Annotated in this window: 23 protein-coding genes; 14 read left to right on the top strand and 9 right to left on the bottom strand. The window is 48.1% G+C overall.

Annotated elements, in window-relative coordinates:
• Positions 1 to 101: 101 nt before the first annotated feature.
• The 6 genes from ftsY (at position 102) to glpG (ending at position 5,926) form a co-directional block, all read left to right on the top strand.
• Positions 102 to 1,379 carry a signal recognition particle-docking protein FtsY gene (gene ftsY / locus PG915_RS01390; RefSeq protein WP_353497562.1) on the top strand — a complete coding sequence of 426 codons (1,278 nt, stop codon included), beginning with the start codon at positions 102 to 104 and terminating at the stop codon, positions 1,377 to 1,379.
• Between the two features lie 75 nt (positions 1,380 to 1,454).
• On the top strand, positions 1,455 to 2,126 hold the full coding sequence (ftsE, locus tag PG915_RS01395) for a cell division ATP-binding protein FtsE (protein ID WP_042502875.1): 672 nt from the start codon (positions 1,455 to 1,457) through the stop codon (positions 2,124 to 2,126).
• Complete coding sequence (gene ftsX / locus PG915_RS01400; protein ID WP_353497563.1) at positions 2,116 to 3,069, top strand: permease-like cell division protein FtsX; 954 nt, start codon at positions 2,116 to 2,118, stop codon at positions 3,067 to 3,069. Before ftsE ends, ftsX begins: the two co-directional genes overlap by 11 nt.
• Positions 3,070 to 3,332: 263 nt before the next feature.
• On the top strand, positions 3,333 to 4,190 hold the full coding sequence (rpoH, locus tag PG915_RS01405; protein ID WP_353497564.1) for an RNA polymerase sigma factor RpoH: 858 nt from the start codon (positions 3,333 to 3,335) through the stop codon (positions 4,188 to 4,190).
• A gap of 567 nt (positions 4,191 to 4,757) precedes the next feature.
• Complete coding sequence (glpE, locus tag PG915_RS01410) at positions 4,758 to 5,084, top strand: thiosulfate sulfurtransferase GlpE (RefSeq protein WP_353497565.1); 327 nt, start codon at positions 4,758 to 4,760, stop codon at positions 5,082 to 5,084.
• An 11-nt stretch (positions 5,085 to 5,095) separates the two neighbouring features.
• Positions 5,096 to 5,926: a rhomboid family intramembrane serine protease GlpG gene (glpG, locus tag PG915_RS01415; RefSeq protein ID WP_353497566.1), complete on the top strand. Its 831-nt coding sequence runs from the start codon at positions 5,096 to 5,098 to the stop codon at positions 5,924 to 5,926.
• 42 nt (positions 5,927 to 5,968) lie between these two features.
• Here the strand turns inward: glpG and PG915_RS01420 are convergent, their stop codons facing one another.
• Complete coding sequence (locus PG915_RS01420; protein WP_353497567.1) at positions 5,969 to 6,376, bottom strand: flagellar basal body-associated protein FliL; 408 nt, start codon at positions 6,374 to 6,376, stop codon at positions 5,969 to 5,971.
• 160 nt (positions 6,377 to 6,536) lie between these two features.
• On the opposite strand from PG915_RS01420, the gene PG915_RS01425 reads away from it, so the two are divergent.
• Both PG915_RS01425 and ubiA read left to right on the top strand, forming a co-directional pair.
• The gene (locus PG915_RS01425; protein WP_353497568.1) at positions 6,537 to 7,079 is read left to right on the top strand and encodes a chorismate lyase; all 543 of its coding nucleotides are present in this window, start codon (positions 6,537 to 6,539) and stop codon (positions 7,077 to 7,079) included.
• Positions 7,080 to 7,087: 8 nt separating this feature from the next.
• Positions 7,088 to 7,948, top strand: a complete 861-nt coding sequence (ubiA, locus tag PG915_RS01430) for a 4-hydroxybenzoate octaprenyltransferase (RefSeq protein ID WP_353498636.1) — start codon at positions 7,088 to 7,090, stop codon at positions 7,946 to 7,948.
• A gap of 95 nt (positions 7,949 to 8,043) precedes the next feature.
• Here ubiA and plsB read toward each other — a convergent pair whose 3' ends face one another.
• A complete protein-coding gene (plsB, locus tag PG915_RS01435) occupies positions 8,044 to 10,506 on the bottom strand; it encodes a glycerol-3-phosphate 1-O-acyltransferase PlsB (protein WP_353497569.1) in 2,463 nt (820 codons plus the stop codon).
• Between the two features lie 283 nt (positions 10,507 to 10,789).
• On the opposite strand from plsB, the gene lexA reads away from it, so the two are divergent.
• The 5 genes from lexA to hemN all read left to right on the top strand — a co-directional run bounded on the left by lexA (position 10,790) and on the right by hemN (position 14,871).
• Entirely contained in the window at positions 10,790 to 11,413 is a 624-nt protein-coding gene (gene lexA, locus PG915_RS01440; protein WP_353497570.1) for a transcriptional repressor LexA, read from the top strand.
• Positions 11,414 to 11,573: 160 nt separating this feature from the next.
• Positions 11,574 to 12,212 carry a class I SAM-dependent methyltransferase gene (locus PG915_RS01445; protein ID WP_353497571.1) on the top strand — a complete coding sequence of 213 codons (639 nt, stop codon included), beginning with the start codon at positions 11,574 to 11,576 and terminating at the stop codon, positions 12,210 to 12,212.
• Positions 12,212 to 12,769, top strand: a complete 558-nt coding sequence (yihI, locus tag PG915_RS01450; protein ID WP_353497572.1) for a Der GTPase-activating protein YihI — start codon at positions 12,212 to 12,214, stop codon at positions 12,767 to 12,769. The genes PG915_RS01445 and yihI overlap by 1 nt, the downstream gene beginning before the upstream one ends.
• Before the next feature lie 15 nt (positions 12,770 to 12,784).
• Positions 12,785 to 13,279 (top strand): DUF2489 domain-containing protein, encoded by a 495-nt coding sequence (locus tag PG915_RS01455; protein ID WP_353497573.1) that lies wholly within the window; start codon positions 12,785 to 12,787, stop codon positions 13,277 to 13,279.
• A 200-nt stretch (positions 13,280 to 13,479) separates the two neighbouring features.
• Positions 13,480 to 14,871, top strand: coding sequence for an oxygen-independent coproporphyrinogen III oxidase (gene hemN, locus PG915_RS01460; protein WP_353497574.1), 1,392 nt, complete (start codon positions 13,480 to 13,482; stop codon positions 14,869 to 14,871).
• A 53-nt stretch (positions 14,872 to 14,924) separates the two neighbouring features.
• On the opposite strand, the gene PG915_RS01465 is transcribed toward hemN, so the two are convergent.
• From PG915_RS01465 to glnA, 5 genes are all read right to left on the bottom strand, one after another.
• Positions 14,925 to 17,483 carry a bifunctional diguanylate cyclase/phosphodiesterase gene (locus PG915_RS01465; RefSeq protein WP_353497575.1) on the bottom strand — a complete coding sequence of 853 codons (2,559 nt, stop codon included), beginning with the start codon at positions 17,481 to 17,483 and terminating at the stop codon, positions 14,925 to 14,927.
• Positions 17,484 to 17,682: 199 nt separating this feature from the next.
• A complete protein-coding gene (gene glnG / locus PG915_RS01470) occupies positions 17,683 to 19,086 on the bottom strand; it encodes a nitrogen regulation protein NR(I) (RefSeq protein WP_353497576.1) in 1,404 nt (467 codons plus the stop codon).
• Positions 19,087 to 19,131: 45 nt separating this feature from the next.
• Positions 19,132 to 20,181 carry a nitrogen regulation protein NR(II) gene (gene glnL / locus PG915_RS01475; protein ID WP_353497577.1) on the bottom strand — a complete coding sequence of 350 codons (1,050 nt, stop codon included), beginning with the start codon at positions 20,179 to 20,181 and terminating at the stop codon, positions 19,132 to 19,134.
• 134 nt (positions 20,182 to 20,315) lie between these two features.
• Complete coding sequence (locus PG915_RS01480) at positions 20,316 to 20,876, bottom strand: DUF4124 domain-containing protein (protein WP_353497578.1); 561 nt, start codon at positions 20,874 to 20,876, stop codon at positions 20,316 to 20,318.
• Positions 20,877 to 21,011: 135 nt separating this feature from the next.
• The gene (gene glnA, locus PG915_RS01485; protein ID WP_353497579.1) at positions 21,012 to 22,421 is read right to left on the bottom strand and encodes a glutamate--ammonia ligase; all 1,410 of its coding nucleotides are present in this window, start codon (positions 22,419 to 22,421) and stop codon (positions 21,012 to 21,014) included.
• Positions 22,422 to 22,932: 511 nt separating this feature from the next.
• On the opposite strand from glnA, the gene typA reads away from it, so the two are divergent.
• Positions 22,933 to 24,765, top strand: a complete 1,833-nt coding sequence (gene typA, locus PG915_RS01490; RefSeq protein ID WP_353497580.1) for a translational GTPase TypA — start codon at positions 22,933 to 22,935, stop codon at positions 24,763 to 24,765.
• Positions 24,766 to 24,855: 90 nt separating this feature from the next.
• Here typA and pssA read toward each other — a convergent pair whose 3' ends face one another.
• Positions 24,856 to 26,196 (bottom strand): CDP-diacylglycerol--serine O-phosphatidyltransferase, encoded by a 1,341-nt coding sequence (pssA, locus tag PG915_RS01495; protein WP_353497581.1) that lies wholly within the window; start codon positions 26,194 to 26,196, stop codon positions 24,856 to 24,858.
• Positions 26,197 to 26,286: 90 nt separating this feature from the next.
• Positions 26,287 to 26,718: a GNAT family N-acetyltransferase gene (locus tag PG915_RS01500; RefSeq protein WP_353497582.1), complete on the bottom strand. Its 432-nt coding sequence runs from the start codon at positions 26,716 to 26,718 to the stop codon at positions 26,287 to 26,289.
• Positions 26,719 to 26,736: the final 18 nt, after the last annotated feature.

Below are 26,736 nucleotides of genomic sequence, written 5' to 3' on the forward strand. Positions count from 1 at the left end.
CTTTGTCACAATTATTTTTGCAGCGCCAGACGTGAAATAGACGCGTCTTGGCAACGACGAATTTAAGACATTTGAAAAGACAGTATTCAGGATAGTTTCAGATGACAGAAAAGAAAAAACGCGGACTCCTCTCTTGGCTCGGTTTTGGCGACGAAGAGCAAACTGAGCAAAAACAGCAAGACACGTCGGCACAGACCGAATCAGAGCAGCCATCAGCAGAATCAGGTGATGATCATCAGCCGCAAACTGACAAGGTTGAAGCCAGTGTTGAAGAGGCGCTAGAACCGCAAGAAGAGCAAGCAGCTCTAGATTCAGTAGACCAAGACGTGGTTGCTGAGGATGAAACTCAAGATACTGAAAAAGCAGAAGCAGAAGCAGAAGCAGAAGTAGAAGCAGAAGCAGAAGCAGAAGTAGAAGAGCCTGTCGCTGCGCGAGTTCAAGAGCAAGAGAAGCCAACAGAAAGCTTTTTCGCGCGTCTAAAGCGCAGCTTAAGCCGCACTAAAGCTAACATCGGTGCAGGTTTCTTTGGTTTATTTAAAGGCAAAGAAATTGACGATGAGCTGTTTGAAGAGCTTGAAGAGCAGCTCTTAATTGCTGACGTGGGCATGAACACCACGGTAAAAATTATTGATAATCTTACAGAAAAAGCGTCTCGTGCCGATTTAAAAGATGGTGAAGCGTTATACGGCCTTCTTAAAGAAGAGATGGCGGAGATCCTAGTCCAGGTTGAAAAGCCGCTGCAAGTGGATACGACCAAAACGCCATTCGTGATCCTTATGGTGGGCGTCAATGGTGTCGGTAAAACCACCACTATCGGTAAACTGGCGAAGCAGTTTCAGGCTGAAGGCAAGAAAGTCATGCTGGCGGCGGGTGATACCTTCCGAGCGGCAGCCGTTGAGCAGCTTCAGGTATGGGGTGAACGCAACGACGTTCCTGTGATTGCTCAGCATACGGGTGCGGATAGTGCCTCTGTTATCTACGATGCGATTGAAGCGGCGAAAGCACGCGGCGCGGACGTAGTCATCGCCGATACCGCCGGCCGTTTGCAAAACAAAGCTAACCTTATGGAAGAGCTGCGCAAGATCGTGCGTGTGATGAAGAAGATTGATGACTCGGCGCCGCACGAGATCATGCTGACGCTGGATGCGGGCACTGGCCAAAACGCCATTAGCCAAGCGAAGCTGTTTAGTGATGTCGCGCCGCTTACCGGTATAACGCTCACCAAACTTGATGGTACGGCAAAAGGCGGGGTGATCTTTGCCCTCGCTGACCAATTCCAGATCCCAATCCGCTATATTGGTGTGGGTGAAGGGATTGATGACTTAAGGCCATTTGAGACGCAAGATTTTATCGACGCACTGTTTAGTCGAGAAGACTAGTCGATATAAATAATAGAAGGGGATGCATGGCATCCCTTTTCTGACCTAGGATGTCCAGATCAGAGGAATGATTCGGTGATCAAATTTGAACAAGTGAGTAAAGCCTACCGTGGGGGACGACAAGCACTGCAAAAAGTCGACTTCCACCTAAAACGCGGTGAAATGGCGTTTTTGGGCGGCCACTCGGGTGCAGGTAAGAGTACCCTATTAAAACTTATCTGCGCCATCGAGCGACCAACTGACGGTCGCATACTGTTTAACGATTATGACATTAGTCGACTGCCAGCAAAGGACATTCCTTTCTTACGTCGCAATATCGGCATCGTGTTTCAAGATCACCGATTACTGATGGATCGCACCGTGTTTGACAACGTCGCTTTGCCGATGCGCATTGAGTCTATTTCAGAAAATGAAATCAAGCGCCGAGTGTCGGCAGCATTGGATAAAACGGGTCTACTCGACAAAATGAAGTGTTTGCCAAGCCAGCTCTCTGGTGGCGAACAGCAGCGTGTCGGTATTGCTCGTGCGGTGGTCAATCGACCTACCATGCTACTTGCCGATGAGCCTACCGGTAACCTCGACCCAGAGCTGTCGAACAAGGTGTTGAAGCTGTTTGAAGAGTTCAACCGTGCCGGCGTCTCGATACTACTAGCAACTCACGACATTAATTTGGTGCGCTCGCGCCCACAGTACCGCTACCTTGAGCTGAACCAAGGCTTTTTGAGTGAGGTGAGTGATGGCGTTTAAGCGTAAACAAAAACAGGTGAAACACCGCCTGAAATCTGATGGCTTTTTTGCTGTGCATTGGCGCCAAGCGAAAAACTCGCTTATCGAAATGTGGCAGCGTCCGCTCGGTAATATTTTGACTCTGGCAGTGATTTCCATGGCGTTGACCATGCCGGCTTGTTTGTACTTGCTGGGTAAAAACGTCGCCGCCGTGACCTCCAATGTAGCCAATCAGTCGCAAATTACTGCGTTCATTGATGTCGGTGTCGCCGATGCCAGAGTTCTAGTACTCAAAGATGACATCGAAAGCTGGGATACGGTCAGCAAGGTGGAATACATTACGCCGCAACAAGGCTTAGCTGATTTGAGCGAGCATTCTGGCCTTGACCAGGCGTTAAGCCTACTCGATGGTTATGCCTTGCCTGGCGTACTAGTGATCATTCCTAGTGATACCAGCGTAAAGACTGACCGGGAGTTGGTCTCGAAACTGCGCACGCGAGGTGACATCACCGATGTGCGTCGCGATGAAGATTGGCTAGGCCGCTTCGATGCGATCAAGAATTTAGCCTCGACGCTGGTGGTGAGCTTGTCGGTGCTGATGTTGGTGTCGGTATTCCTGATCGTTGGCAACACGCTGCGCTTTAATGTGCTAGCCAATAAAGAGGCCATCCAGACCATGAAACTCATTGGTGCCACCGATGCCTTTATCTTAAGGCCTTATCTGTATTCAGGTATGTGGTTCGGCCTCATCGGTGCGCTTGTGGCTTGGCTACTGACTGCTTTGCTAACGGTGATCATCAACAGCACAGTGACTGAATTGGCGATGATGTATGACAGTGATTTTCGCCTGCTTGGACTTAGTTGGGATGAGACGCTGCTTATCTTGATGCTCGGCCTGTTCCTCGGTACTGGGGCGGCAAGAATTTCTGCCAAGCGTCATTTAAAAGAAATTGAACCGGTTTAGAGAACTGCAATCCAAATAATCGGTAACAAAGCGTGATAGGGGCTAGCGTCATAATCATAACGGGATTCAACAAGATAGTGAGATTTGTGTCTCATTAACAGGGTGTTCACCTATTAATGAGTGAAATTTAATCGGTAAATACACTTGTTTAGACTCATTGATTATGCATAATTACTAACCCCTTCTTGAAACTGTCACCGATTAGGTTCAGTATTGACAGGTTAAGAAGGTGTTAACCCTACTCGAGATAGATGAGGAAGTGAATGGCAAACCAAGCGTATCCAATGGCTTTAGTAACACAAGATAGCTTAGACAGCTACATCCGCTCAGTGAACAGCTACCCAATGCTGACCGCTGATGAGGAGCGTGAACTAGCAGAAAGATTGCATTACGACGGTGAGATTGATGCGGCGAAAGGGCTCATCTTGTCACACCTTCGCTTTGTTGTTCACGTCGCTCGTGGCTATTCAGGTTACGGCCTGCCTATGGCGGATCTGGTGCAAGAGGGCAACATTGGTCTGATGAAGGCGGTAAAACGCTTTAACCCAGAAGTTGGGGTAAGACTGGTGTCGTTTGCAGTACATTGGATCAAAGCTGAAATCCATGAGTACGTGTTGCGTAACTGGCGTATTGTTAAGATTGCGACCACAAAAGCGCAGCGCAAATTGTTCTTCAACCTACGTAAGTCCAAGAAGCGTCTTGGTTGGTTTAATAACGGTGAAGTGGAAACGGTCGCAAAAGAGCTGGGTGTAGAACCAGCTGAAGTTCGCGAGATGGAATCACGTTTAGCCGCGCAAGACCCAGCGTTTGAAATGCCAAGCGATGACGATGAAGCGGGTACCACATATACGGCGCCCGCGCTGTACCTAGAAGACAAAAGCTCAGATCTTGCTGAAGACTACGAAGCTCAAAACTGGGAAGCGCACACTAATAACCGTCTTGGTCATGCACTGGCGACACTGGATGAGCGTAGCCAACATATCGTTCGCTCTCGTTGGTTAGATGACAACAAGTCGACGCTACAAGACTTAGCCGATAACTACGGTGTGTCTGCTGAACGTATTCGTCAGCTAGAAAAGAATGCGATGAAAAAGCTCAAAGCCGCAGTCGGTGAGTTTTAATAACCGTTGAGTTCTAATCACAACGAAGCATAACGCGCAGTTCAAATTTGAAAGGCCGAAGTCGAAAGACTTCGGCCTTTTTGATGGTTCGCGTTTGATCACCTCTCTACCACCTATCGTACTCAAAATCAGACCAAGCACATGATGTTGATCGCAATGGTGATCGACAGTCGTTTCCCTTGCCGATCATCGATCCGGATTTTGTTGCCACTGCCTGTGGATAAGTCTGTGACAAAATTATTTGCCAACTGTCAGAAAGCAGCGACAAATGGGGCGTTTCGAGGCTTTTGGCCTTGGGGATACCTTTTGCCTTACCCACAGTTAGATCAAGATCATACCCAGATATAGTGGATCAAAAGATCCAAAACCACTTTATCAACGCAATCCACAGGGTTACTCACAGCTGGCGAAAATATAGACTGGGGTGGATAACCCTAAAAGGTGTCGGTACTTTGTTAGCACTGAATAGTGCTATTATCGAAGCTAATAAAATTATGAAAAAAACGCATGGAATACGCTTAACTTTGATGTGGCGCCATGTGTGATGAAAGTAAAGGATTAGACTCTATGGAGCAGTTTCAACACATCGATGTGCAAGCGGCACATCAGTTACTACAAGACCACGAAGACGCGAGGCTGGTGGACATTCGTGATATCCAAAGTTTCTCGGTTGCACACGCAACCAGTGCTTACCATCTCACCAATGACAGCATCGTCGATTTCATGCAGCAAGTTGAGTTTGATGCACCCGTGTTAGTGATGTGCTATCACGGTATTAGCAGCCAAGGTGCTGCTCAGTATTTGCTGAACCAAGGCTTTGAGCAGGTATATAGCGTGGATGGCGGCTTTGAAGCCTGGCACCGCGCCGCACTGCCGACAGAAAGTCACAGTTAACGAGGATAAACATGGTTAGACTTATCACCCTTCAGAACCCGAGAATGGGGCAGGCGTTTATTGACTATATGGCGTCAAGGCGCATAGATGTGCAGATGATGCCTGAGGGTGAGGGTCAATTTGCCTTGTGGTTGATGAACAGTGAAGACCAGCTTGAAGCCGAAGTAGAGCTCAAGCAATTTCTCGACAATCCATTTGACGCTAAGTATCAAGCGTCATCATGGGACATGGCCGAAACGAGACACAACTCATTTCGCTATCAAACACCCAGCTTTATGTCGATGATTAAAGCCAAAGCAGGCGTGGTGACACTGACCATCATGGTGATCTGCTCGGTTATCTTTATCCTGCAACAGCTTGGACTAGGCAATGCGATTTTTGCAGCGCTGCATTTCTCTGCGTTTGATGGTCAGCAATGGCAAATCTGGCGCTGGTTCAGTCATGCGCTGCTGCACTTCTCGGCGATGCACATCATCTTCAACCTGTTGTGGTGGTGGCAGCTTGGCGGTGATATCGAGCAGCGTCTTGGTACGAAGAAGTTGTTAGAAATCTTTTTGTTGTCGGCGGCCGTCTCCGGCACAGGTCAATATTGGGTTGAGGGCGCCAACTTTGGTGGCTTGTCGGGTGTGGTGTATGCGTTAGTCGGCTATTTATGGATGCTAACCATTAAACGCCCAGACCTTGGACTCGAGATCCAAAAACCTATCGTCGGCTTTATGTTGGTATGGCTGGTGCTCGGTTTTGTGCAGCCATTTATGGCGATCGCCAATATGGCGCATCTGTCAGGACTGGCAGCGGGCGTGTTGCTTGGACTGATGGATAGCCGACGCCTCAAACGATAAATGAAGCATCAAATTACACGCTCAGCACATCGCGCTGAGCGTTTATTGATAGAGGTATTTGGTGAAAAGCAGGTCGGCAATGACTGCTTTGCCCGTTTCTGCCAGTAGTAGGTTGTTGAGATTGCTCACTAGCGCTTGGCGAATTTCTTCTCTTCCTGCCAACGACTTAATCACATCGGCATTTTGTTTGCCAAACAGTTCGACTACCGCGTCGCGAATCAGTGGCTGGTGATGTTCTATCACTGCTAAGTCATTGACATCGGCCACCATGACATCGATACGCACTTGAACATAGCCTAGGCGCTTACCTTTGGTGTAAAAGTTGGTGGTCAGTTCTGGTTCTAGGGTGAAATAGGCGAGGCGAGGCGCTGACTCTTGGGATGCCAGTGCAGGCATCGCTGCAGTCAAGCCCATGATGAGGAAAAACTGGGTCAGGTAACGTTTACGCATATTTCTCTCTTTCAAACTCGATTTAGCCGATATTCCATGAGTCTAATTTTGTTACAATGACGTAATATCGTTGGAGTGAACGTGCTCTAACGATGGTACAATACGCCATCGAGATGAACAATGATTGTACGCGCTTAGCGCGTGTTATTGAATAGCAAAAATGAATGATTCCGCTGTCGACTATCTGAAAATATTACGCCAAGCTCAATGGCAATCCCCCGACGAGTTTCCCTCTCTCAATCACCATGCGTTGCAATGGCTGACGGAGCAGGGATCGCTTTCTCACAAATTGGCTACGCATTGTGACCATTTTTCTGTCGAGATAGTACGCAGTGAGGCCAGCCCATCACAGGACATGTTGCAAGATGAAGTCGAGCTCCTTGACCATGAGGCATGCTGGCTACGCGAAGTGGTGCTCTGTGGTGATGATACCCCTTGGGTCATCGGCCGGACTCTCATGTCACTAGAGTCGATGGATCGCAGCCAATATGACATTTCCCAGCAAGGCACTGTGCCAATTGGGGTCACGGTGTTTTCTAGCGCAGACACTAAGCGTGATGCGCTGCAAGTAGCAAGAATTGCGACGTCAAATGGCGAGCTGTTTGCTCGTCGCTCAAGATTGTGGGTGAAGGGACACCCTATTTTGGTTGCTGAGCTGTTTCTGCCCAAGGCGCCAATTTACCAACAGGAGAGTGGTCAATGACCTCAGCTATGACCTCAACTAAGGCGAAAGCCTACTGGCAATTAATGCGCATGAATAAGCCGATAGGCTCGCTGCTGCTGTTGTGGCCAACATTGTGGGCACTGGTGATTGCCGCCGAAGGCATGCCGGATTTGTTAGTACTGGTGGTGTTTACTCTTGGGGTGGTCATGATGCGCAGCGCGGGTTGTGTGATCAATGACTTTGCGGATCGAAAGGTCGATGGCCATGTTGAGCGCACCAAAGGCAGACCATTGCCTTCTGGCATGGTTTCATCAAAAGAAGCTTTGGGTCTGTTTCTGTTTTTGGCATTGGCCTCTTTTGTATTAGTGCTGACTATGAACACGCTGACGATACAACTGTCGTTTGTGGGTGTCGCGCTCGCGTTTATTTACCCGTTTATGAAGCGCTATACCCATTTGCCACAACTGTTTTTAGGTTTGGCGTTTAGCTGGTCTATCCCTATGGCTTTTGCGGCGCAGGCTAACGCTCTGCCCCCGGTGGTGTGGTTCTTGTTCGTTATCAACGCGCTGTGGACGATCGCCTATGACACCCAATACGCGATGGTGGATAGAGAAGATGATCTAAAAATAGGCATCAAGTCGACAGCGATTTTGTTTGGTAAACGCGACAAGCTGATAATAGGTGTGTTGCAGCTTACAACGTTATTGATGTTGATGGGACTCGGCTATAGCTACCAGTTGGGCGCGAGCTTCTATTGGAGCCTTTTGGCAGTGAGTGCGCTGTTTGTGTATCAGCAGTGGCTTATTCGTCATCGGGAGCGCCCACTTTGCTTCCAAGCCTTCCTCAATAACAACTATGTAGGTATGGCGGTGACGGTTGGCCTACTGAGCGCCTTCTTGCTTCAATAAACAGTGGCTTCAATGATTCAAAAGTAGAAAATACAGATAACAAAAGGGCGCGTTCATCGCAATGAACGCGCCCTTTTTAATTAGGGTTTAGCTTGTTAGGCACCTTCTGGCTCGTCGCTCGTTTCCTCTAGTAAAGGTTCGCTTTGATGTACGCTCTCTTGAATAGTGAGGCGCACTTCTGGATAAAGCAGACCGTACAGCAGGCTTGCTAGATTTTCGGTGGCGGCGATGTCGCAGTTGCCATCAATGTCTAGGTAGCCTTGCTCTTTTAGGGTGCTGAACAGCGCAGCAAACACGCCTTTATCAAAGAACTCTGGTGCGTTAATGCTGTGTAGACGACCGAGACGCTGAGCGATGTCTTGGCTTTTCTGTTCAAGATCGCTCTTACCAAGTTCAGGGTAGCTGGCTAGAAGATTCAAAGAAATCGCATAGCGCTGCAAGGTTTCTGAAATGGTGCGACCGAGTAGCATCAGCGTTTGAGTGTTCGATTGGTTCATCGACACCACACCTTGCTCTACGATCACCAGCTCTTGCCTGGTCAGTTCATTGACAATGCTATCGACCACCGATTCCAGTTCGCTCTCTTCAATACTTAAGAACAGCTCTTTTTTTAGGAACGGGTACAGTTTGCGAACATTGTACTGGATTTGCTCAAGCGATAGCTTGTGCTGACGAATCAGCATCTGCGCGATGAGTGACGGCAATGCAAACAAGTGAATGATGTTGTTGCGATAGTAGGTCATCAAGATCGACTGGTGACGATCGAGCGAGATAATGTCGCCCAAGGTATCGGACTCAATCACAAACTTATCCAGTGACTCAGCGTGTGCAACCAACTCTTCCGCAGAGGCGTTGGGTAGCGTACATGTCTTAGAGTAAGGCACCTGTTTTAGCAGCGATAGGTAACAATCAATTTGATTAACCAAGCTATCACGAGATAAGGCACGTTGACGTGAGGCCAACAGCGCTGTAGCACAGAGTGTGAGGGCGTTAGCTGCCGCCGCGTCGTTGATGTTGGTCATCATTTTAGTCGCAAGGTCGTTTACTGCAGGAACCAGCCATTGAGGCTTGCTGGTGCCCATAGGGTCGATATCTTGCGTCCAGTTCGGCGCCGCTTCGTTTAAATATTGGTTGATTTGGATCGGCTCACCAAAGTTCACGTAGCCTTGACCGAAGTTACGCAATTTACGTAACGTTTTCAGTATCTGACCGGCGTTCTCTTTTTCTTTTCGCTTACCGCGCAGCTCTTTTGCGTACGTGCTCACTTCCATTACGTGTTCATAGCCAATATAAACCGGTACTAACGTCACAGGGCGGTTAAGTCCGCGTAGCATGGCTTGGATGGTCATCGCCAGCATGCCCGTCTTAGCTTGCAGTAAGCGACCAGTACGTGAGCGACCACCTTCGCTAAAGTACTCGACCGAGTAGCCTTTGGCGAATAGCTCAGCGAGATACTCACGGAAAATTGTTGAGTACAGTTTGTTGCCTTTGAAGCTACGACGAATAAAGAACGCACCACCACGGCGGAAAATCGGACCCGCAGGGAAGAAGTTCAGGTTAATACCCGCAGCGATATGTGGTGGCACCATGCCTTCGTTGTATAGCACGTAAGACAGTAGCAGGTAATCCATATGGCTGCGGTGGCAAGGCACGTAGACAATTTCGTGGCCGTCTTGCGCTAGACGACGTACTGTCGAGGCATTGCTGACGTTGATGCCTTGATAGAGCTTATTCCAAAGCCAAGTGAGGACATGGTCACCACTCTTCACCAGTTTGTAGGAGAAGTCCGCGGCGATCTCATCCATGATTTGCTGCGCTTCTTTGCGCGCTTTCTCTTCTGGAACGTTGTTGCTCTGCGCATGATCTTTAATGGCTTGCTCAATCACTTGCGAGTTCAACAGGCGGTGGAATAACACTTGGCGGTTAGGCAGGTTGGGACCTGATGCCGCTAATTTCTGGCGAGAGAAGTGGATACGAGCCACACGTGCCAGTTTATGGGCAATGGACTCATCTGTACCGTGTGAGTCAGCCATATAGCGCAGCGAGACCACTGGGCTAAAGCGCACCATACAGTCGCGTCCTGAGGCCAACACGGCCTGAGTTTTCTGTAGGCCGTTCATTGGCTGCAAATAAGGTTTTGGCGTCTCTTCTTTGCCTGGCTTGCGCCCCCACAGTACGGTGGTTGGGATCACTTGCACGTCGAGCGTTGGGTCTTTCTCGTGCTCTTTGAGTAAGTCTGAGAACAGAGCAATAGACTCACTTGGGACATGTTGGTCGCTGTTAATCAAGGTTGGCCTTGATGCAATGAACACAAAGCGATTACGTTCTTCGCCATTAAGCACGATCGGCTCAAGTGGGTCTGGCAGCCCTACAGCAATGGCTTGCTTTTGTAGAGTGAGCAGATCAACGTTAGAGCTGAAGGGCAGTGCATATACCACAGGCTTCGAGATATCGATGTTGTGGTCTTCGATGGGGTTAGATGGAATCGCCGTCCCTTTTACTAGCACCGACATGGGCAGTTTTATAAAGGAACGGAACAGTGATTGTCCTGAAGACATAAAGGTTCACAGCCTCAATTTGTTCAAAGAAACAATGCCGAGGGGTAAGCATGGTATTACCATGTTACAGATAAATCCTAGACATTAAATTTAACGCGCGCCAAGCATACCAGAAACTGGTCTTACCTTTTATTAAAAAAAGCACCTAGCCGTTGATTTAAGAATCACCACACCACTGTGATTAGTTATGGTGCCAACTTGCTAAAAAAACAACCAATTATCGTTGCAATTAGCTAATTACTGGATATACTCACAGTTAACTGTATAAACAGACAGGTGATGTATGAAGCCGCTAACGCCCCGACAACAGCAGGTTTTTGATCTAATCAAAACCAAAATAGACGATGTAGGTATGCCACCTACGCGCGCCGAAATCGCCAAGGAACTTGGGTTCCGTTCAGCGAATGCGGCCGAAGAACACCTAAAAGCCCTCGCTCGTAAAAAAGCGATCGAAATTATCCCTGGCGCCTCGCGCGGGATCCGGATTTTGCTTGAGCAAGAACCAGCGAACGAAGATCCAGGTTTGCCTCTTATTGGTCAAGTTGCAGCGGGTGAGCCGATTTTGGCTCAAGAGCACGTTGAAGCGCACTATCAAGTCGACCCAGGCATGTTTAAGCCTCAAGCTGACTTTTTACTTCGCGTTAACGGCGAGAGTATGAAAGACATCGGCATCATGGATGGCGATTTACTCGCGGTGCACAAAACGCAAGACGTTCGTGATGGACAAGTCGTTGTAGCGCGCGTAGATGAAGACGTAACCGTGAAGCGTTTAGAGCGCAAAGGGGCAACCGTGTTGCTGCATGCTGAAAATGAAGAGTTTTCGCCGATTGAAGTGGATCTGACTGCACAACATCTTGCGATTGAAGGTATTGCAGTGGGCATTATTCGCAACACAGATTGGATGTAATGTCTCGTGGCGGTGCGGTCATCCTTGGTCGTCCGCCGATTTTCCACGATTAAATTGACTAAATTGTAGAAAAAATACCCATCTCTACTCCCCACAGTGCTCACTTTCTGGTATGTTTCGCACCCTTGTATTGATCAGGGTATCGCGAAGGAGAGGAATTGTGGAAGCTTGCCCACTGTGTTCGGGACAATCCGTCCACCATTATCATAGTGACAAAAAGCGTGATTACTTGCAGTGCACGCGTTGTGAACTGGTGTTTGTGCCAAGAGAACAGCGTCTCGATGCGGTGAGTGAAAAGGCGCACTATGACCTCCATAATAACGATCCCCAAGACCAAGGATACCGTCGCTTTTTGTCTCGATTGGCAGATCCAATTTTGCAGCGAATTGCACCCGGTTCAAAAGGACTAGACTTTGGATGTGGTCCTGGTCCAACTCTGTCACTGATGCTCACAGAGCAAGGCCATGACATGGCACTGTACGATCTGTACTATTATCCGGATAAATCTGTACTCGATACTAGTTACGATGTGGTTACCGCGACAGAGGTGATCGAGCACTTGTATGAGCCAAACCAGGTTTGGCAACAATGGTTATCGCTCATTAAGCCTGGAGGATGGTTAGGCTTAATGACAAAACTGGTCATAGATGTAGACGCATTTGATAAATGGCACTACAAAAATGACCAGACACATGTTGTTTTCTTTAGTCGAGCCACGTTCTTGTACCTCGCAGAGCGAGACGGGCTAGACATAGAATTCATTGGTAATGATGTCATTTTACTGAGGAAGCTTACGTAATGAGTCGTAAGAAAAAATCAAGAAAACCGGGTTCTAACCCTGAGCCGGTAGTTGCGGTTACGCGTAACCGTTCACAAGCGGACGTAGACGGTCGTCTTCGTAAGCGTTTGAAAAAGCGTAAGGGTCAGAAGTCGGGCAGTCGCCACTCTGAAGGTCAAGAAGTGAAGCAGGGCACAGGTTCTGCCAAACTGGATCCGCGTCTTGGTAGCAAGAAAAAGATCCCACTGATTGTTGAGCCGAACAAGAAACCAACTAAAGTTGAGCGTCGTCTTTCTGCTGAGCAAGAGCTAGAGATGCTAGAGAATGATGCACAACTGAACGTGTTGCTGGATCGCATCGAAAGTGGTGAGAACCTAGGTGCAGGCCTACAGAAATATGTTGATGAGAAGCTGGATCGCATTGAGAGGCTGATGAACCAACTGGGTCTGATGGAACCTGAGTACGACGAAGAAGAAATGTTCGAAGAGCCAGTGTCTGCACCAAACAAGAAAGCGAGCAGCGATGACGAGCTTCTGTCTCAGTTCGAAGATGTCGATATGGATCAGTTCAAAGGATAGCGAGAGGTAAAGTAGATGAATACCGTTACTCTGTTAGCCATTGTTGGCACGCTCATTATTGTGGGTTTGGCAGGTTATGCTGGGTATTTGCTACTGCAACTTAAAAAGCAAAAGGAGTTGCAACAGCAGCATCGTGATCTGGCGATTAAAAAGCGTAATGCCAACATTTTTGAAAGTGTTGATACCATTTGCTTAGCTACGATCCAAGGTCAGTGCGATTTATCCGAAGCGGCGATTCGCCTCTATAACATCATGGACTACGTTCAAGGTGAAGAGCGTGTCGACTTCGATAAGGACTTTCCTGCGACCGCTGAGCTTTATCATGTCGTCAAAGACATGCCCCGCGGTGAAGCGAGGCAAGCAATGGAAAAACAGCAGCGTATGCGTGATAATTTATCTAGGCAAAAAGCTGAAGCACGCCTCAATGACAGTATCATTGAAGAGATGAAACTGCTGCAACGCACTGTAAAGCCGCTTAACGATCAAATTGATATTAAGCTGGTGGGTTAGGGGCGTTTACCTAGCGAAGGGCGAGTGATCGCCCTAGCAAATTTGGCGATTGCTCGCCATAAACCATAGCGATTGAAACGCCCACAGTCGCTATGTTGTTTACTAGTGTGGCAAAATAGCGCCTTATCTAAAGCGTCACTGGCTCAACGTTGGGTTCGAAGGCGCAGGGTGACAGCACCGTGTTTATTGGAAGTATGACCATGTCTCAAAATCAATCCGACACTCAACAGCAAATCGTATGGGATCAAGCGATTCTCGATAAGTACAACTATTCGGGACCACGTTACACCTCCTATCCGACAGCGGTTGAGTTTCATGAAGCGTATACCATTTCTGATTTCGATATGGCATGCAGCCAATACCCAGAGCGTCCACTGTCTCTGTACGTACATATCCCATTTTGTCACAAGCTTTGTTACTACTGTGGCTGCAATAAAGTCATCACTCGTCACGCTCATAAGGCGGATGAGTACTTAGATGTGCTGGAGCACGAAATTCGTCAGCGTGCGACCTTGCTTCAAGAGCGTAAAGTCACGCAACTGCATTTTGGTGGCGGTACGCCGACGTTTTTGTCTAAGAGTCAAATCAGTCGTTTGATGGCGATACTGCGTGGTGAGTTCTTCTTTGAGCAGGGTGCAGAAATCAGTATTGAAGTCGACCCACGTGAAATCGAGCTGGATATGCTCGACCATCTTCGCGAAGAAGGCTTTAACCGCTTGAGCATCGGTGTGCAGGACTTTAATAAAGAAGTTCAAACCTTAGTTAACCGTGAGCAGGACGAAGAGTTTATCTTTGCGATGGCTAAGCGCGCTAAGGAGCTTGGTTTTCGTTCAACCAACCTCGATTTGATCTACGGCTTGCCAAAGCAAACTCAAGCGCGTTTCGCTAAGACTCTTGAGCAAGTGCTGACCATGCGTCCTGGCCGCTTGTCGGTGTTTAACTACGCTCATATGCCTAACTTGTTTGCCGCGCAGCGTAAAATCAAAGACGAAGACTTACCGCAAGCGGAAGAAAAGATGGCTATCTTGCAAGATACCATCGCGACGCTTACTGGTGCTGGCTACCAGTTTATCGGTATGGATCACTTCGCGCTTCCAGAAGATGAGCTGGCGGTCGCTCAGCGTGCGGGTGAATTGCATCGTAACTTCCAAGGCTACACCACACAGGGTGACTGTGATTTGGTCGGCTTTGGTGTGTCGGCGATCTCTATGATTGGTGATAGCTACGCACAAAATCAAAAAGAGCTGAAGAAGTACTACGCTCAGGTTAACGAATTGCGTCATGCCTTGTGGAAAGGGGTTGTATTGGATAAAGATGACTTGATCCGCCGTGAAGTGATTAAACAGCTTATCTGCAACTTTAGCCTAGACAAAAAGTTCATCGAGAACACCTTCTCTGTCGACTTTAATCAGTATTTTGCAGAAGATATGTCACTGCTGCAGACTTTCATTGACGATGAGTTGGTGAGTGTCTCTGAGCGCACGATTGATGTGACGCTCCGTGGTCGTTTGTTGATTCGTAACATCTGCATGAGCTTTGATAAGTACTTACGTCAACGCGCGCGTCAGCAGCAGTTCTCGCGAGTGATTTAACCGCTCATACCGACAGTAAAAAGTCCGCTCGATAGCGGACTTTTTTGTGCCTGTTATGTTGTTGGCTCTAAGTTGGGCTCTTGCTGCCAGTGAAGGGAAGGCCACTGTTCAAGTGGGAGCGGTGGACTGAATAAGAACCCCTGCGCATGATGACAACCCAACATACGGATAAGCTCCGCTTGCACTTGTGTTTCAACGCCTTCTGCCACCAAACTAAAACCAAAGCTTCGTGACAGTTTGCTGATTGCTGCGACGACGCTGTCATCGGCATTGTCACGCGTCAATCTATCGACGAACGCCTTATCGATCTTAATGCTATCAAACGGTAACTTGTGCAGGTAGGCCAGCGATGAGTAACCGGTGCCGAAGTCATCAATCGCAATACTCACGCCAAGCGCTTTGATTTTCGTCATATTGGCAAGGATAACAGGGTCGTTATCGGCGAGCTGTGATTCTGTGATTTCTACCGTTAATTGTGCCGCTGGAAACCTTGTTTGCTCAAGTAAACGCTGCAGTTGGCCAATATACTCATGGTCAGAGAGCTCGATGACAGAGACATTGATGTGCAGTTGAAATTGCGGTGGTAGCGTGCCTTGTTCAATGGCGCGATTGACGGTCTGCATAGCATCTGCTGCCATATGCTGACCGATGGCTTTGATAAGGCCAGAGCTCTCCGCCAGCGGAATAAAACTCAATGGTGAGATGAACTTTCCATCTTGGTCACGCAGCCTTAAAAGCGCTTCAGCGCCAAAAGGAGCGCCAGTACGGATATCGACCAAAGGCTGGAAGTAAACTTCAAACAGGTCATGGTCGAGTGCGTGTCTTAAATAAGTCAACATACGAGTCTTGTTCTTAGACTGCTCTGCCATTACTGGCGTGTAGACGCTGATCCGATTGTTATCGGTTTTGGCATGACTCAAGGCAATTCCAGCATTTCTCAAGCACATATCGGCATTATCACAGTCGTGAGCGACACCGATGGAGATATTGAGACTAAGTGGCTCCCCAGCGACAACAAACGGCGCTGCGAAAATCTGCTTTAGACGATGTTGATAACAGAGCTTTTCTTGCGAGCTAAGATTGGGCAGATAGATGGCAAATTCGTCACCACCGACACGTCCTAACACGCCACTTTCTGTGAGTACCCAAGCTTTAAGGCGCTCAGCGACAATGGTTAGCAGTACATCACCAGAGTGGTGACCCAAGCTGTCATTGATGTCACGAAACTGGTTGATACCAATCAGCAGCATGGCACCGCAGCCGTTTTGTTGCACTTTAAGTGAATCGCAGGTTTCTATAAACCCTTGGCGGCTGTAGAGCTTAGTCAGGTTGTCTCGGACAAGTTGCTCTCTGAGCGCATGAAATGAGGCTTGAAGGTGCGAGCGCATTGCCGAGAAGCTTTGCAGCAGCTGTGAAATTTCCGTGATCTGGTTGCGTTTAGGTAGCGGGTAATCCCAAGAGCCATTGGCGATCTGTTTCGCCGCTTTTGCCGTTTCTGATAATGGGACAGTGAGACGGTTGAGAACAAAGATGCCTAGTCCCATACCAGAGAGTCCAAGCAACAGGCTAACCCAAAGCGTTTGCTGGCTGACGACGGGGATATCACCCATCAGATCGGCGGCTGAGATGACGACAACCACATACCAGTTGATTTGAGTGTTGGTTTGGTAGTGACTGACCATGATGTATTGAGTCTGCTCATCTTGATGAGTCAGTAGCACAGACTGTTTACTGGCCAGCGATTCAATAGCCTGGCTAATGCGCTGCACCATTGGATCCTTGCTGTTTGTCAGCAAACGGCGCTGGCCTAAGTCATCAAGGATCGTTGTCGAATCGCTTTGCGCGATCAGCGCTTGTTCGGCATCCATCACATAGACTTTGGCTTGGTGGGTAACATTCAAACCTGCTAAAAACTGTCGGAAGGTATCGATCTGCACATCGACAGCAGCGACGCCGACTAAGGAGCGCTGTCGAGCATCCGATTGAAACACAGGGGCGAGGGCAGAAATGGTGACCTCTTGAGCAGCATCGGCGTTGGTGTAAACTTCAGACCATGCAGCTTGATGCTGCCGTCGGATTGGTAAATACCAGGGGCGTTGACGCGGGTCGTAGGCAGCAATGTTGCCAAGGATATCTGAGCCTCTGTGGTCATCGGCGTAGATCAGCAGATCGCCATTGGTGCCGGAATCTTTTACCATTAGCGAGAATTTGACCTTCTCTGCTGATCGTTCTGCCGCTCTCATGGCCAAGAACTCTCCCTGCTCGCCGCCAAATCCCATTAGATCGATTTGTGGTGACTGGATATTGAGAGTCGCGAAACTGGAACGTAGATAATCCTCAAGCTTCGCCGCGTCGTTCGGCGTGTAGAGTTTGTGATACTCAATGGCATGAGCGAGCGCTTTCACCGCGGTCATAGGTTTATCTAAGTAGATATCTAAGCTCTGTACCACATTGGTAGTTAAACTCGATAGCTGCTTTTCACTCACATCTAGCGCCAAATCATCGTAACGCTGCTTCTGTAGCCACAAAATAGTGCCAACGGAGCACAAGAACACCACAATAAAAGGCGCAATGAGTGCTTTTTTAAGAGAGAGCGTAAACAAACCAGGCATAGAGATAAGATACTTAACCGATAAAACATAATTCGAGTAGCGCGCGATATTAGGTATCGCGCTTTGTTATTTTATCGGCTAACTCAATGGGAAGTTTAGGACATTAAGGCAAGTAATCGTCTATTTTGTTGATAATCAGCACACTAACGTGGTTGATGTCGTTATCTTCCCAAAATGCCCATTGTCTGCCTCAGGTTTTCTAATAAAGCTCTTTAAGCTTGCGGGTTAGGGTGTTTCGACCCCAGCCGAGCACTTTGGCGGCATCTTGTTTGTGGCCATTGGTATGCGAGAGTGCGGCCTCAAGCAAAATGCGTTCAAAATCAGGTTGAGCGCGATTGAGGATCTCAGTTTCTCCCGATGCTAAAGCTTGTTGTGCCCATGACGAAAGCAGTTGCTGCCAATCACCGCCGCTCATTTCGGTTATACGTTTGGGTTCATCAAGTAGCTCTGGTGGCAAGTCATTGGGCAGTATTTCACTACCGCTTGCCATCACTGTTAGCCAGCGACAGGTGTTTTCTAGCTGACGTACGTTACCAGGCCAATCAAGTTGATTGAGGATCTCGACCGTATCGGCGTTGAGTGACTTGGTTTCTACGCCCAGCTCTTCCGCAGCTAATGATAGGAAGTGCAGCGTGAGCTTTTCAATATCTTGTTTACGTTCTCTTAGAGAAGGGATATGGATGCGAATAACATTTAGACGATGGAACAAGTCTTCACGAAACTCTCCTTCGTTAACCAGTTTTTCGAGGTTTTGGTGCGTAGCGGCGACGATACGCACGTCCACTTTGACCGCAGAGTGCCCACCAACACGATAGAACTGACCGTCGGCCAGTACGCGCAGTAAGCGAGTTTGAATGTCGAGTGGCATGTCGCCAATTTCATCGAGAAACAGGGTACCGCCATTGGCTTGTTCGAAGCGGCCTTGTCTAACACTGTTGGCGCCAGTAAATGCGCCTTTCTCATGGCCGAACAGCTCTGACTCAATGAGGTCTTTTGGAATTGCCGCCATGTTCAGGGCGATAAACGGCTTACTTGAGCGAGGACTATGGCGATGCAGCGCATGAGCGACGAGCTCCTTACCTGTGCCAGATTCACCGTTGATGAGCACCGAGATGGAAGAGCGTGACAGTCTGCCGATGGCGCGAAACACTTCTTGCATCGCTGGTGCTTCACCGATGATTTCTGGCGCTTCAGCGGCTATGGTCTCTTCACTGGATAGGGCGCTTTTTTGCTCCTGACTATGGGTGATAGCACGCTCGACTAAGGTGAGGGTTTCGTCGATATCGAACGGTTTCGGTAGGTACTCAAACGCCCCTTTTTGATAAGCGTTGACCGCAGCGTCTAAGTCGGAATGCGCAGTCATGATGATAACTGGCAGCTCTGGTGCGCTCTGCTGAACGCGATTGAGCAGCTCAATGCCATCGATGCCAGGCATGCGAATGTCGGACACCAACACATCTGGCGTTTCGCGCTCCAATGCCATTAGCACGCTTTCTGCATCAGCGAAGGTTTCACACTTGATGTTTGCCGACGATAGGGTTTTGTCCATTACCCATCGTATCGAGCTGTCGTCATCGACGACCCATACATATCCTTTACTCATAGCCAAACTTCCTTACAGCAAGCCATCCAATAGCCTCTTAGGGCTTTAAATGGGCAGATAAATTGTAAAAATGGTACGACCGGGCCAACTTTCTACGTCTATTTTTCCATTGTGTTGGTCGATCAAGTTTTGTGAAATGGACAAGCCAAGTCCGGTACCGCCTTCTCGGCCACTGACCATTGGGTAAAACAGTGTGTCTTGAAGGTCGGCAGGAATGCCTGGCCCATTGTCGATAATTTCTATGCGAGCCGCGAGCTTGTGGCGCTGGCCGTGAATATTGGCTTGATGCACGGTGCGGGTACGCATGGTGATCTTGCCATTCTCCTGGCGGCTGAGAATTTGCGCAGCATTGCTGGTGATATTGAGTAGCGCCTGCTCGATTTGATCCGTATCCATTAATATCGGCGGCAGGCTAGGATCGTAGTCGCGCTCGATAGCAAGACTTGTACCGGCCTCTAGCTCCACCAACTGGCGTACCTTCTCCAAAATCAGATGGAGGTTTTCTTGTTTTTTGGTGCCAGGTTTTTGTGGGCCGAGTAGCCGATCGACAAGAGCTCTTAGTCGGTCAGCTTGCTCAATAATAATGTTGGTATATTCGTTGAGAGAAGGATCGGGCAACATCTTTGACAGCAGCTGAGCGGCGCCACGTAAACCACCTAGCGGGTTCTTAATTTCATGGGCAAGGCCACGAACCAGAAGTTTTGCTGCTTGCTGCTGAGCATGTTGGTTGAGCTCTTGGGACAGTCTCTTTTGCTGGCCAATTTTGCGCATCTCTACTAATAGCATCAGCTCCTTGTTCCAAGAGAGCGGACTGACCGTCACTTCAAGTAGTAGAGGTTTGCCATCGACCACAAAGGTTACGTCGCTGTCGGTGATACTTTGGCCGCTCTGTAGCGGCTGGGTCAGCAGCGCGAGATCGAGTGATGCATGCTGGATAAACTGCGATAAATGGCAGCCAACCAAGCGTTTGGCGCTTTGAGCAAAAAGTTGTTCGGCAGCAGGGTTGGCATATTGAACCGTCAGCCCTTCGTTGAGCATCAATGTTGCAGTCACAACATTGTTGAGTATTGCATCGGTCAATTCACAATTTGCCACACGCTCTCCTTACTCTGTTCTATATTGGTGCACTGCACGAGCGAGGGTCGCCCTGTGCACTAAAATGGTGCATTGCATAAGCTAAGTATGGCGCAATTTAAACTAGAGTAAAAGCGTTAGGGCGGCTCTGCTTACTATTGCACCGATGCACGATGAAGATGCACTGTTATAGTATTGGATGATGCAATTACCTTGCCGCTTTGCTGCACTTGTATGGTTAAGGTGTGAGTACCGCGATCTATGTTGGTCAAACTCCAACTCGCCGTGGTTTGTGGTGAGCCATAAGGCCTGCCATCGAGAAGAAGCTGCAGGGTTTGTATGTCAGTTAGAGAGCCTGAGATAGAGGCACTGACTGAGAAGTCTCCGGAGTTATTTCGCAGCGTCGCATCATGCTGTGGACGCGTTATAGCCACCGCTAGCTTAGTACTTGCTTGCTTTTGACTCTGCTCCAGATACGGGCTTGATGTCCAATCTACAGGAGCCTCATTGAGGACTTGTGGGGGGGCAGGAACGTCTGGAAGCGATATAGCCTGCGCGTTTGGGCTGTCGGGAAAGTCACTAAAGTGAATGTTTCCTTGCTCGTCCTTCCAATGATAAATATCGGTGGCAGAAACGTGATGACCAGCAAGGCTCAATACGCCAACCAGGCACAGTAAAGCAACGAGATGAGTGACAGTGCGCCGCGCGGTAACCATGCAAGAGACCTTAGGTAGCGTTTAAAGAGTTTGGTTATGCTAACGCGCAGGGAGAGGATTTCGAATAGAAAAAAGGCCCACCTGCGAGGCGAGCCTAATATTTATGAAAACATGAAATTCATGCCATTTTGTCGATTAAACTGAGTAGTACAGTTCAAACTCAAGTGGGTGAGTGGTCATGTTTACTTTCTCTACGTCTTGAGACTTGAGGTCGATGTAAGAATCGATAAAGTCATCAGAGAATACACCGCCAGATGTTAGGAACTCACGGTCAGCGTCTAGACACTCTAGAGCTTCTTTTAGTGAGTAAGCCACTGTTGGGATCTCTGCCGCTTCTTCAGCTGGTAGATCGTAAAGGTCTTTATCCATTGCTTCGCCTGGGTGGATCTTGTTCTTGATACCGTCAAGACCAGCCATAAGCATTGCTGCAAAACATAGGTATGGGTTTGCAGATGGGTCACCGAAGCGTAGCTCGATACGACGTGCTTTCGGGCTTGGTACCACTGGGATACGGATAGAAGCGCTGCGGTTACGTGCAGAGTAAGCAAGCATAACTGGTGCTTCGAAGCCTGGTACAAGACGCTTGTACGAGTTAGTTGATGCGTTAGCAAATGCGTTGATTGCTTTAGCGTGCTTGATAACACCACCGATGTAGTAAATAGCCATTTCAGATAGGCCGCCGTACTTGTCGCCAGCGAACAGGTTAACACCGTCTTTCGCTAGAGATTGGTGAACGTGCATACCAGAACCGTTATCACCTACTAGAGGCTTAGGCATGAATGTTGCCGTCTTACCAAATGCGTGAGCAACGTTGTGTACAACGTACTTGTAAACTTGGATTTCGTCCGCTTTAGCCGTTAGCGTGTTGAAACGAGTTGCGATTTCGTTCTGACCCGCAGTCGCTACTTCGTGGTGGTGCGCTTCAACAACTTGACCCATTTCTTCTAGAACTAGACACATTGCTGAACGGATGTCTTGAGAAGAGTCAACTGGAGCTACTGGGAAGTAACCACCTTTAACGCCAGGACGGTGACCTTTGTTACCGCCTTCGAAATCAGTACCTGTGTTCCAAGCTGCTTCTACGTCGTCAATTTTGAAGAATGAACCAGACATGTCTGTTGCAAACTTAACGTCGTCGAATAGGAAGAATTCTGGCTCTGGACCCACTAGAACAGTATCTGCGATACCTGTTGAACGTAGGTAGTCCTCAGCGCGCTTAGCGATTGAGCGTGGATCACGGTCGTAGCCTTGCATAGTTGCAGGCTCTAGGATGTCACAACGAATGTTCAGAGTTGCGTCTTCAGTGAATGGGTCAAGAACCGCGCTTGCTGCGTCTGGCATCATCACCATGTCTGACTCGTTGATGCCTTTCCAGCCAGCAACAGAAGAACCGTCAAACATTTTACCTTCTTCAAAGAAGTCTGCGTCTACTTGGTGTGCAGGGATAGAAACGTGTTGCTCTTTACCCTTAGTATCTGTAAAGCGTAGATCTACGAATTTAACTTCGTTCTCTTGGATCAGCGATAGAACATTTTCTACTGACATCTTGGAAAACCTCCAGTGTTATTAAAGCGGTTGAGTGCTCGATTAGTGTTAATCGGCATTGATTAACGTCTGCTTAATGAAGTGCGTTAATCGATGCTGATTCTAATAAAGCCAGAACCGTGCCAAAAAATAAATCCGTTATTTTTCAATACTATAAAAAACTTAGTTCCAAATTGGAGCAAACGTTTGCACCAAAATGATCATTGATTGCACCATAAGTGTGCAATGTTAAATTCTTGCACCAAGTTGAATCAAATAGCCCATACATTCAGCATGGTTTTGGCTCACCTGTCAACCGATACGTGAAGCTTGGCTTTCGTCATGCTTTGATTTGGTGAAACAACCGCTTTATGGCGTCGTTTTACGGCAAAACCAGTCTAAAGCGACTATGTTTAAGCAAGATTTCAACGAAGAAGATCACAACTCTCGTTATTTCTGGTATATTGCGGGCGTTTTTTTAATCGAGTCAGCGGCTATCGTGCGGCGACTCTTGACTGAGTGAAAGAAATCTATGTCAACTCCACAGATTGATAAGTTAAGAAACATTGCGATTATCGCGCACGTTGACCACGGTAAAACTACCCTTGTTGACAAGCTGCTTCAGCAATCCGGTACTCTTGAGTCTCGCGGTGAAACTGAAGAGCGAGTTATGGACTCGAACGATATCGAAAAGGAACGTGGTATCACGATCCTTGCTAAAAACACAGCGATCAACTGGAACGATCACCGCATCAACATCGTTGATACTCCGGGACACGCGGATTTCGGTGGCGAAGTTGAGCGTATTATGTCGATGGTAGACTCTGTACTACTTATCGTAGACGCAGTAGATGGCCCAATGCCGCAAACTCGCTTTGTAACACAAAAAGCATTTGCTCACGGTCTTAAGCCGATTGTTGTTATCAACAAAATCGACCGTCCGGGCGCTCGCCCAGATTGGGTTATGGACCAAGTGTTTGACTTGTTCGATAACCTAGGTGCAACTGATGATCAATTGGACTTCCAAGTAGTTTATGCATCAGCACTTAATGGTTGGGCAACACTAGAAGAAGGCGAAGAAGGCGAGAACATGGAACCATTGTTCCAAGCTATCGTTGACAACGTAGATGCTCCAAACGTTGATCTTGACGGCGCACTGCAAATGCAGGTTTCTCAGCTAGATTACAGCTCATACGTGGGTGTCATTGGCGTATGTCGTGTAACTCGCGGCTCTGTTAAGCCAAACCAGCAAGTGACTGTCGTTGGTTCTGACGGTAAGAAACGCAATGGTAAAGTTGGTACAGTCCTTGGCTACCTTGGCCTTGACCGTCACGAAGTTGAGCAAGCGAATGCAGGTGACATCATTGCGATCACAGGTCTTGGTGAGCTGAAAATCTCGGACACAATCTGTGACGTCAATACTGTTGAAGCGATGACTCCACTGTCAGTGGACGAACCTACAGTAACTATGACGTTCCAAGTAAATACTTCTCCTTTCGCTGGTAAAGAAGGTAAGTTTGTTACCTCTCGTAACATCCTAGAGCGCTTAGAGAAAGAGCTAGTTCACAACGTAGCATTACGTGTTGAACAAACGGACGATCCAGACAAGTTCCGCGTTTCAGGTCGTGGTGAGCTTCACCTATCTATCCTGATCGAGAACATGCGTCGTGAAGGCTTTGAGCTAGCGGTGTCTCGTCCTGAAGTTATCATCAAAGAAGAAGATGGTCAGCTACTAGAACCATACGAGACAGTTACCATTGATGTTCTAGAAGAACACCAAGGTGGCATCATGGAAAATATCGGTCTGCGTAAAGGTGAACTAACGGACATGGCTCCGGATGGTAAAGGCCGTGTACGTATGGACTTTATGATGCCTTCACGTGGTCTTATCGGTTTCCAAACTGAATTCCTTACACTAACGTCTGGTTCAGGTCTGCTGTACCATACTTTTGATCATTACGGCCCACACAAAGGCGGCGTAATTGGTCAACGTAACAACGGTGTACTGATTTCAAACGCAACAGGTAAAGCTCTGACTTACGCGCTGTTTAACCTACAAGAACGTGGTCGCTTGTTTGCTGAGCACGCTGATGAGGTATACGAAGGCCAAATCATCGGTATTCACAACCGTTCGAACGATCTAACAGTAAACTGTTTGAAAGGTAAGCAGCTGACAAACGTTCGCGCATCAGGTACTGATGAAGCGCAGGTTCTGTCGCCACCAATTAAGCACACCCTTGAGCAAGCTCTAGAGTTCATCGATGAAGATGAGCTAGTAGAAGTTACGCCTGAGAACATTCGTATTCGTAAGAAGCTTCTTACCGAGAACGAACGTAAGCGTGCGAGCCGTCCAGCGAAAGCGTAAGCTTCGTTAGATGAAAAAAACCAGCCGATATAGGCTGGTTTTTTTGTGTCTGGAGTTTAGGTGATCGTAGCGCTATTTAATCTCTTAGGCTTAAAGCAACTGCTTCAAAACCCGATCAGCCCTAACCCGAGTAATCTTCTTCAACAATTTCTGCACCGGCAGCGGATAATTCTCAACTTTTTCAAGCTGCTTATAAGTACAAATCAACTGAGTATGCTCAAGAATATTCTCAATCTCAGCATCAAACTTCTCAACCAAGTGCGAGTAGTGATCCTGAATTAGAATTGCGTTCTCTAAATCCAAGCTCCAAGCGCGTGGGTTAAGGTTGTTACCTGTAATCAGCATGTAGCGCTTATCGACCCAAATGCCTTTTAAGTGGAAGCTGTTGGCATCGTGTTTCCAAAGGCGAATACACAGATTACGGCTGGCAATGTGTGCTTCGTTGGCTTTTGCGAAACGGCGCAGGTTCATTTCATACAGATACGGTAGACCACCTATGGTCTTAAAGTCTTCTTCTGGTGAAATGTAGAAATCGTTCGCGGTTTTATCGCCAACGACAATACGTACTTTGACGCCACGTTTTAGCGCGCGTTTGATCTCTTTCGCCACCGATTTAGGGAAGTTGAAATAAGGAGTACAAATAAAGATTTCGTCTTTAGCGCTAGCAAGAAGCTGATTGATGCTCTGATTTAGCTTGTTGCGGCGTTTGCCAATGCCCACAATCGGCGTGACCGACACTTGGTTCTCATTCGCAGGCTCGGCATCAAACTCGTAACGTGCTTGAGAGAGTGAACCACGCAGTTGGCGGATCTCCGCTTTGATTTCTTTTGTGGTTGGCTTTTGTGGCTGTGACAAGTCATTGACTGCTGGATTGGCGATCATCTCTGTGGCCACAAAGTTTGCCATGCTGTCGGCAAGCTTGGCGTTTTCGAGCACGTGATAGCGGTCGAAACGATAGCGATCTTTGTAGTTTAGGTAGATGTTATTAAGACTAGCACCGCTATAAATGACGGTATCGTCGATGATAAAGCCTTTTAGGTGCAGCACGCCGAACACTTCACGGCCGCGAACCGGTATGCCATAGACAGGGACGCCGTATTGGTGTTTTTCACGAAACTCGCGATACATCACCGCGTTGCCGTCAGATTGCTTAGCGCCAATAAGGCCGCGCTGAGCTCGATGCCAGTCAACACAGACTGCGATATCCAGGGCTGGGTTATTTTGTTTCGCTTGATAAAGCTCGCTAAGAATTTGGCGTCCTGCGTCGTCATCTTCCAAATACAGTGCGACTAGGTAGATTCTTGACTTTGCTTCGCGTATCGCTTGAATGATATGTTCGCGATAGTCGCTAGCAGAGAGCAAAACATCGAGTTTACTCGGATCCTGCGCGATTGAGGGAAGCTGTTCAAAAGAGTTCCTAAAAGCCATCATGTAGAGACTGTACCTTTGGTCATTGCAAAATTGCGAACCTAGAATTTTACCAAATTCTTGTCCTTAATGGGTAGTAAACCGTTGATAAGTTTAACTGGGATCAAGGTAACGCATCGAAACGAGTGACTTACCACCCTGAATATAGCGACAAAACAGCTGCTTAAGTGGGTTGGGCAGATCCTCTTCTGCTAGAGTTTTAAAGCCATGCTGTGCGTAAAAACTCTCAAGGTGACCCAGGGCGAAACAAAAATCGCCATCATTGAGTTCAGTTTGTTGCAGATGCGCCATCAGTTGGTGACCCAACCCCAAGCCTCGCTGCTCGGGGATAACCAGCATGCCTGTCATGAGACGATACTGCTCAATGGTGCGAAATCGAACCAAGGCACTTAGGGTTTGATTACGACTTAGCGTCAGTATGCGTTCATCGCTTTTAGGCTTACCAGCAGGGTAGTGCGCTTTGTAGAGTTTTTTTGCAATAGGGAGCTTTATCGGGTCAAGCACACCGAAATTTAACGTATCCATAGCCAATTCGGACTCCAA

Source organism: Vibrio sp. CB1-14, assembly GCF_040412085.2.
In the GTDB taxonomy this organism is placed as follows: domain Bacteria; phylum Pseudomonadota; class Gammaproteobacteria; order Enterobacterales; family Vibrionaceae; genus Vibrio; species Vibrio chaetopteri.

Bases quoted from the DNA above. Each gene is read 5' to 3' on its own strand.
- ftsY (WP_353497562.1), top strand. From the start codon at position 102: ATGACAGAAAAGAAAAAACGCGGACTCCTCTCTTGGCTCGGTTTTGGC.
- ftsX (WP_353497563.1), top strand. From the start codon at position 2,116: ATGGCGTTTAAGCGTAAACAAAAACAGGTGAAACACCGCCTGAAATCT.
- rpoH (WP_353497564.1), top strand. From the start codon at position 3,333: ATGGCAAACCAAGCGTATCCAATGGCTTTAGTAACACAAGATAGCTTA.
- glpE (WP_353497565.1), top strand. From the start codon at position 4,758: ATGGAGCAGTTTCAACACATCGATGTGCAAGCGGCACATCAGTTACTA.
- glpG (WP_353497566.1), top strand. From the start codon at position 5,096: ATGGTTAGACTTATCACCCTTCAGAACCCGAGAATGGGGCAGGCGTTT.
- PG915_RS01420 (WP_353497567.1), bottom strand. From the start codon at position 6,376: ATGCGTAAACGTTACCTGACCCAGTTTTTCCTCATCATGGGCTTGACT.
- PG915_RS01425 (WP_353497568.1), top strand. From the start codon at position 6,537: ATGAATGATTCCGCTGTCGACTATCTGAAAATATTACGCCAAGCTCAA.
- ubiA (WP_353498636.1), top strand. From the start codon at position 7,088: ATGACCTCAACTAAGGCGAAAGCCTACTGGCAATTAATGCGCATGAAT.
- plsB (WP_353497569.1), bottom strand. From the start codon at position 10,506: ATGTCTTCAGGACAATCACTGTTCCGTTCCTTTATAAAACTGCCCATG.
- lexA (WP_353497570.1), top strand. From the start codon at position 10,790: ATGAAGCCGCTAACGCCCCGACAACAGCAGGTTTTTGATCTAATCAAA.
- yihI (WP_353497572.1), top strand. From the start codon at position 12,212: ATGAGTCGTAAGAAAAAATCAAGAAAACCGGGTTCTAACCCTGAGCCG.
- PG915_RS01455 (WP_353497573.1), top strand. From the start codon at position 12,785: ATGAATACCGTTACTCTGTTAGCCATTGTTGGCACGCTCATTATTGTG.
- hemN (WP_353497574.1), top strand. From the start codon at position 13,480: ATGTCTCAAAATCAATCCGACACTCAACAGCAAATCGTATGGGATCAA.
- PG915_RS01465 (WP_353497575.1), bottom strand. From the start codon at position 17,483: ATGCCTGGTTTGTTTACGCTCTCTCTTAAAAAAGCACTCATTGCGCCT.
- glnG (WP_353497576.1), bottom strand. From the start codon at position 19,086: ATGAGTAAAGGATATGTATGGGTCGTCGATGACGACAGCTCGATACGA.
- PG915_RS01480 (WP_353497578.1), bottom strand. From the start codon at position 20,876: ATGGTTACCGCGCGGCGCACTGTCACTCATCTCGTTGCTTTACTGTGC.
- glnA (WP_353497579.1), bottom strand. From the start codon at position 22,421: ATGTCAGTAGAAAATGTTCTATCGCTGATCCAAGAGAACGAAGTTAAA.
- typA (WP_353497580.1), top strand. From the start codon at position 22,933: ATGTCAACTCCACAGATTGATAAGTTAAGAAACATTGCGATTATCGCG.
- pssA (WP_353497581.1), bottom strand. From the start codon at position 26,196: ATGATGGCTTTTAGGAACTCTTTTGAACAGCTTCCCTCAATCGCGCAG.
- PG915_RS01500 (WP_353497582.1), bottom strand. From the start codon at position 26,718: ATGGATACGTTAAATTTCGGTGTGCTTGACCCGATAAAGCTCCCTATT.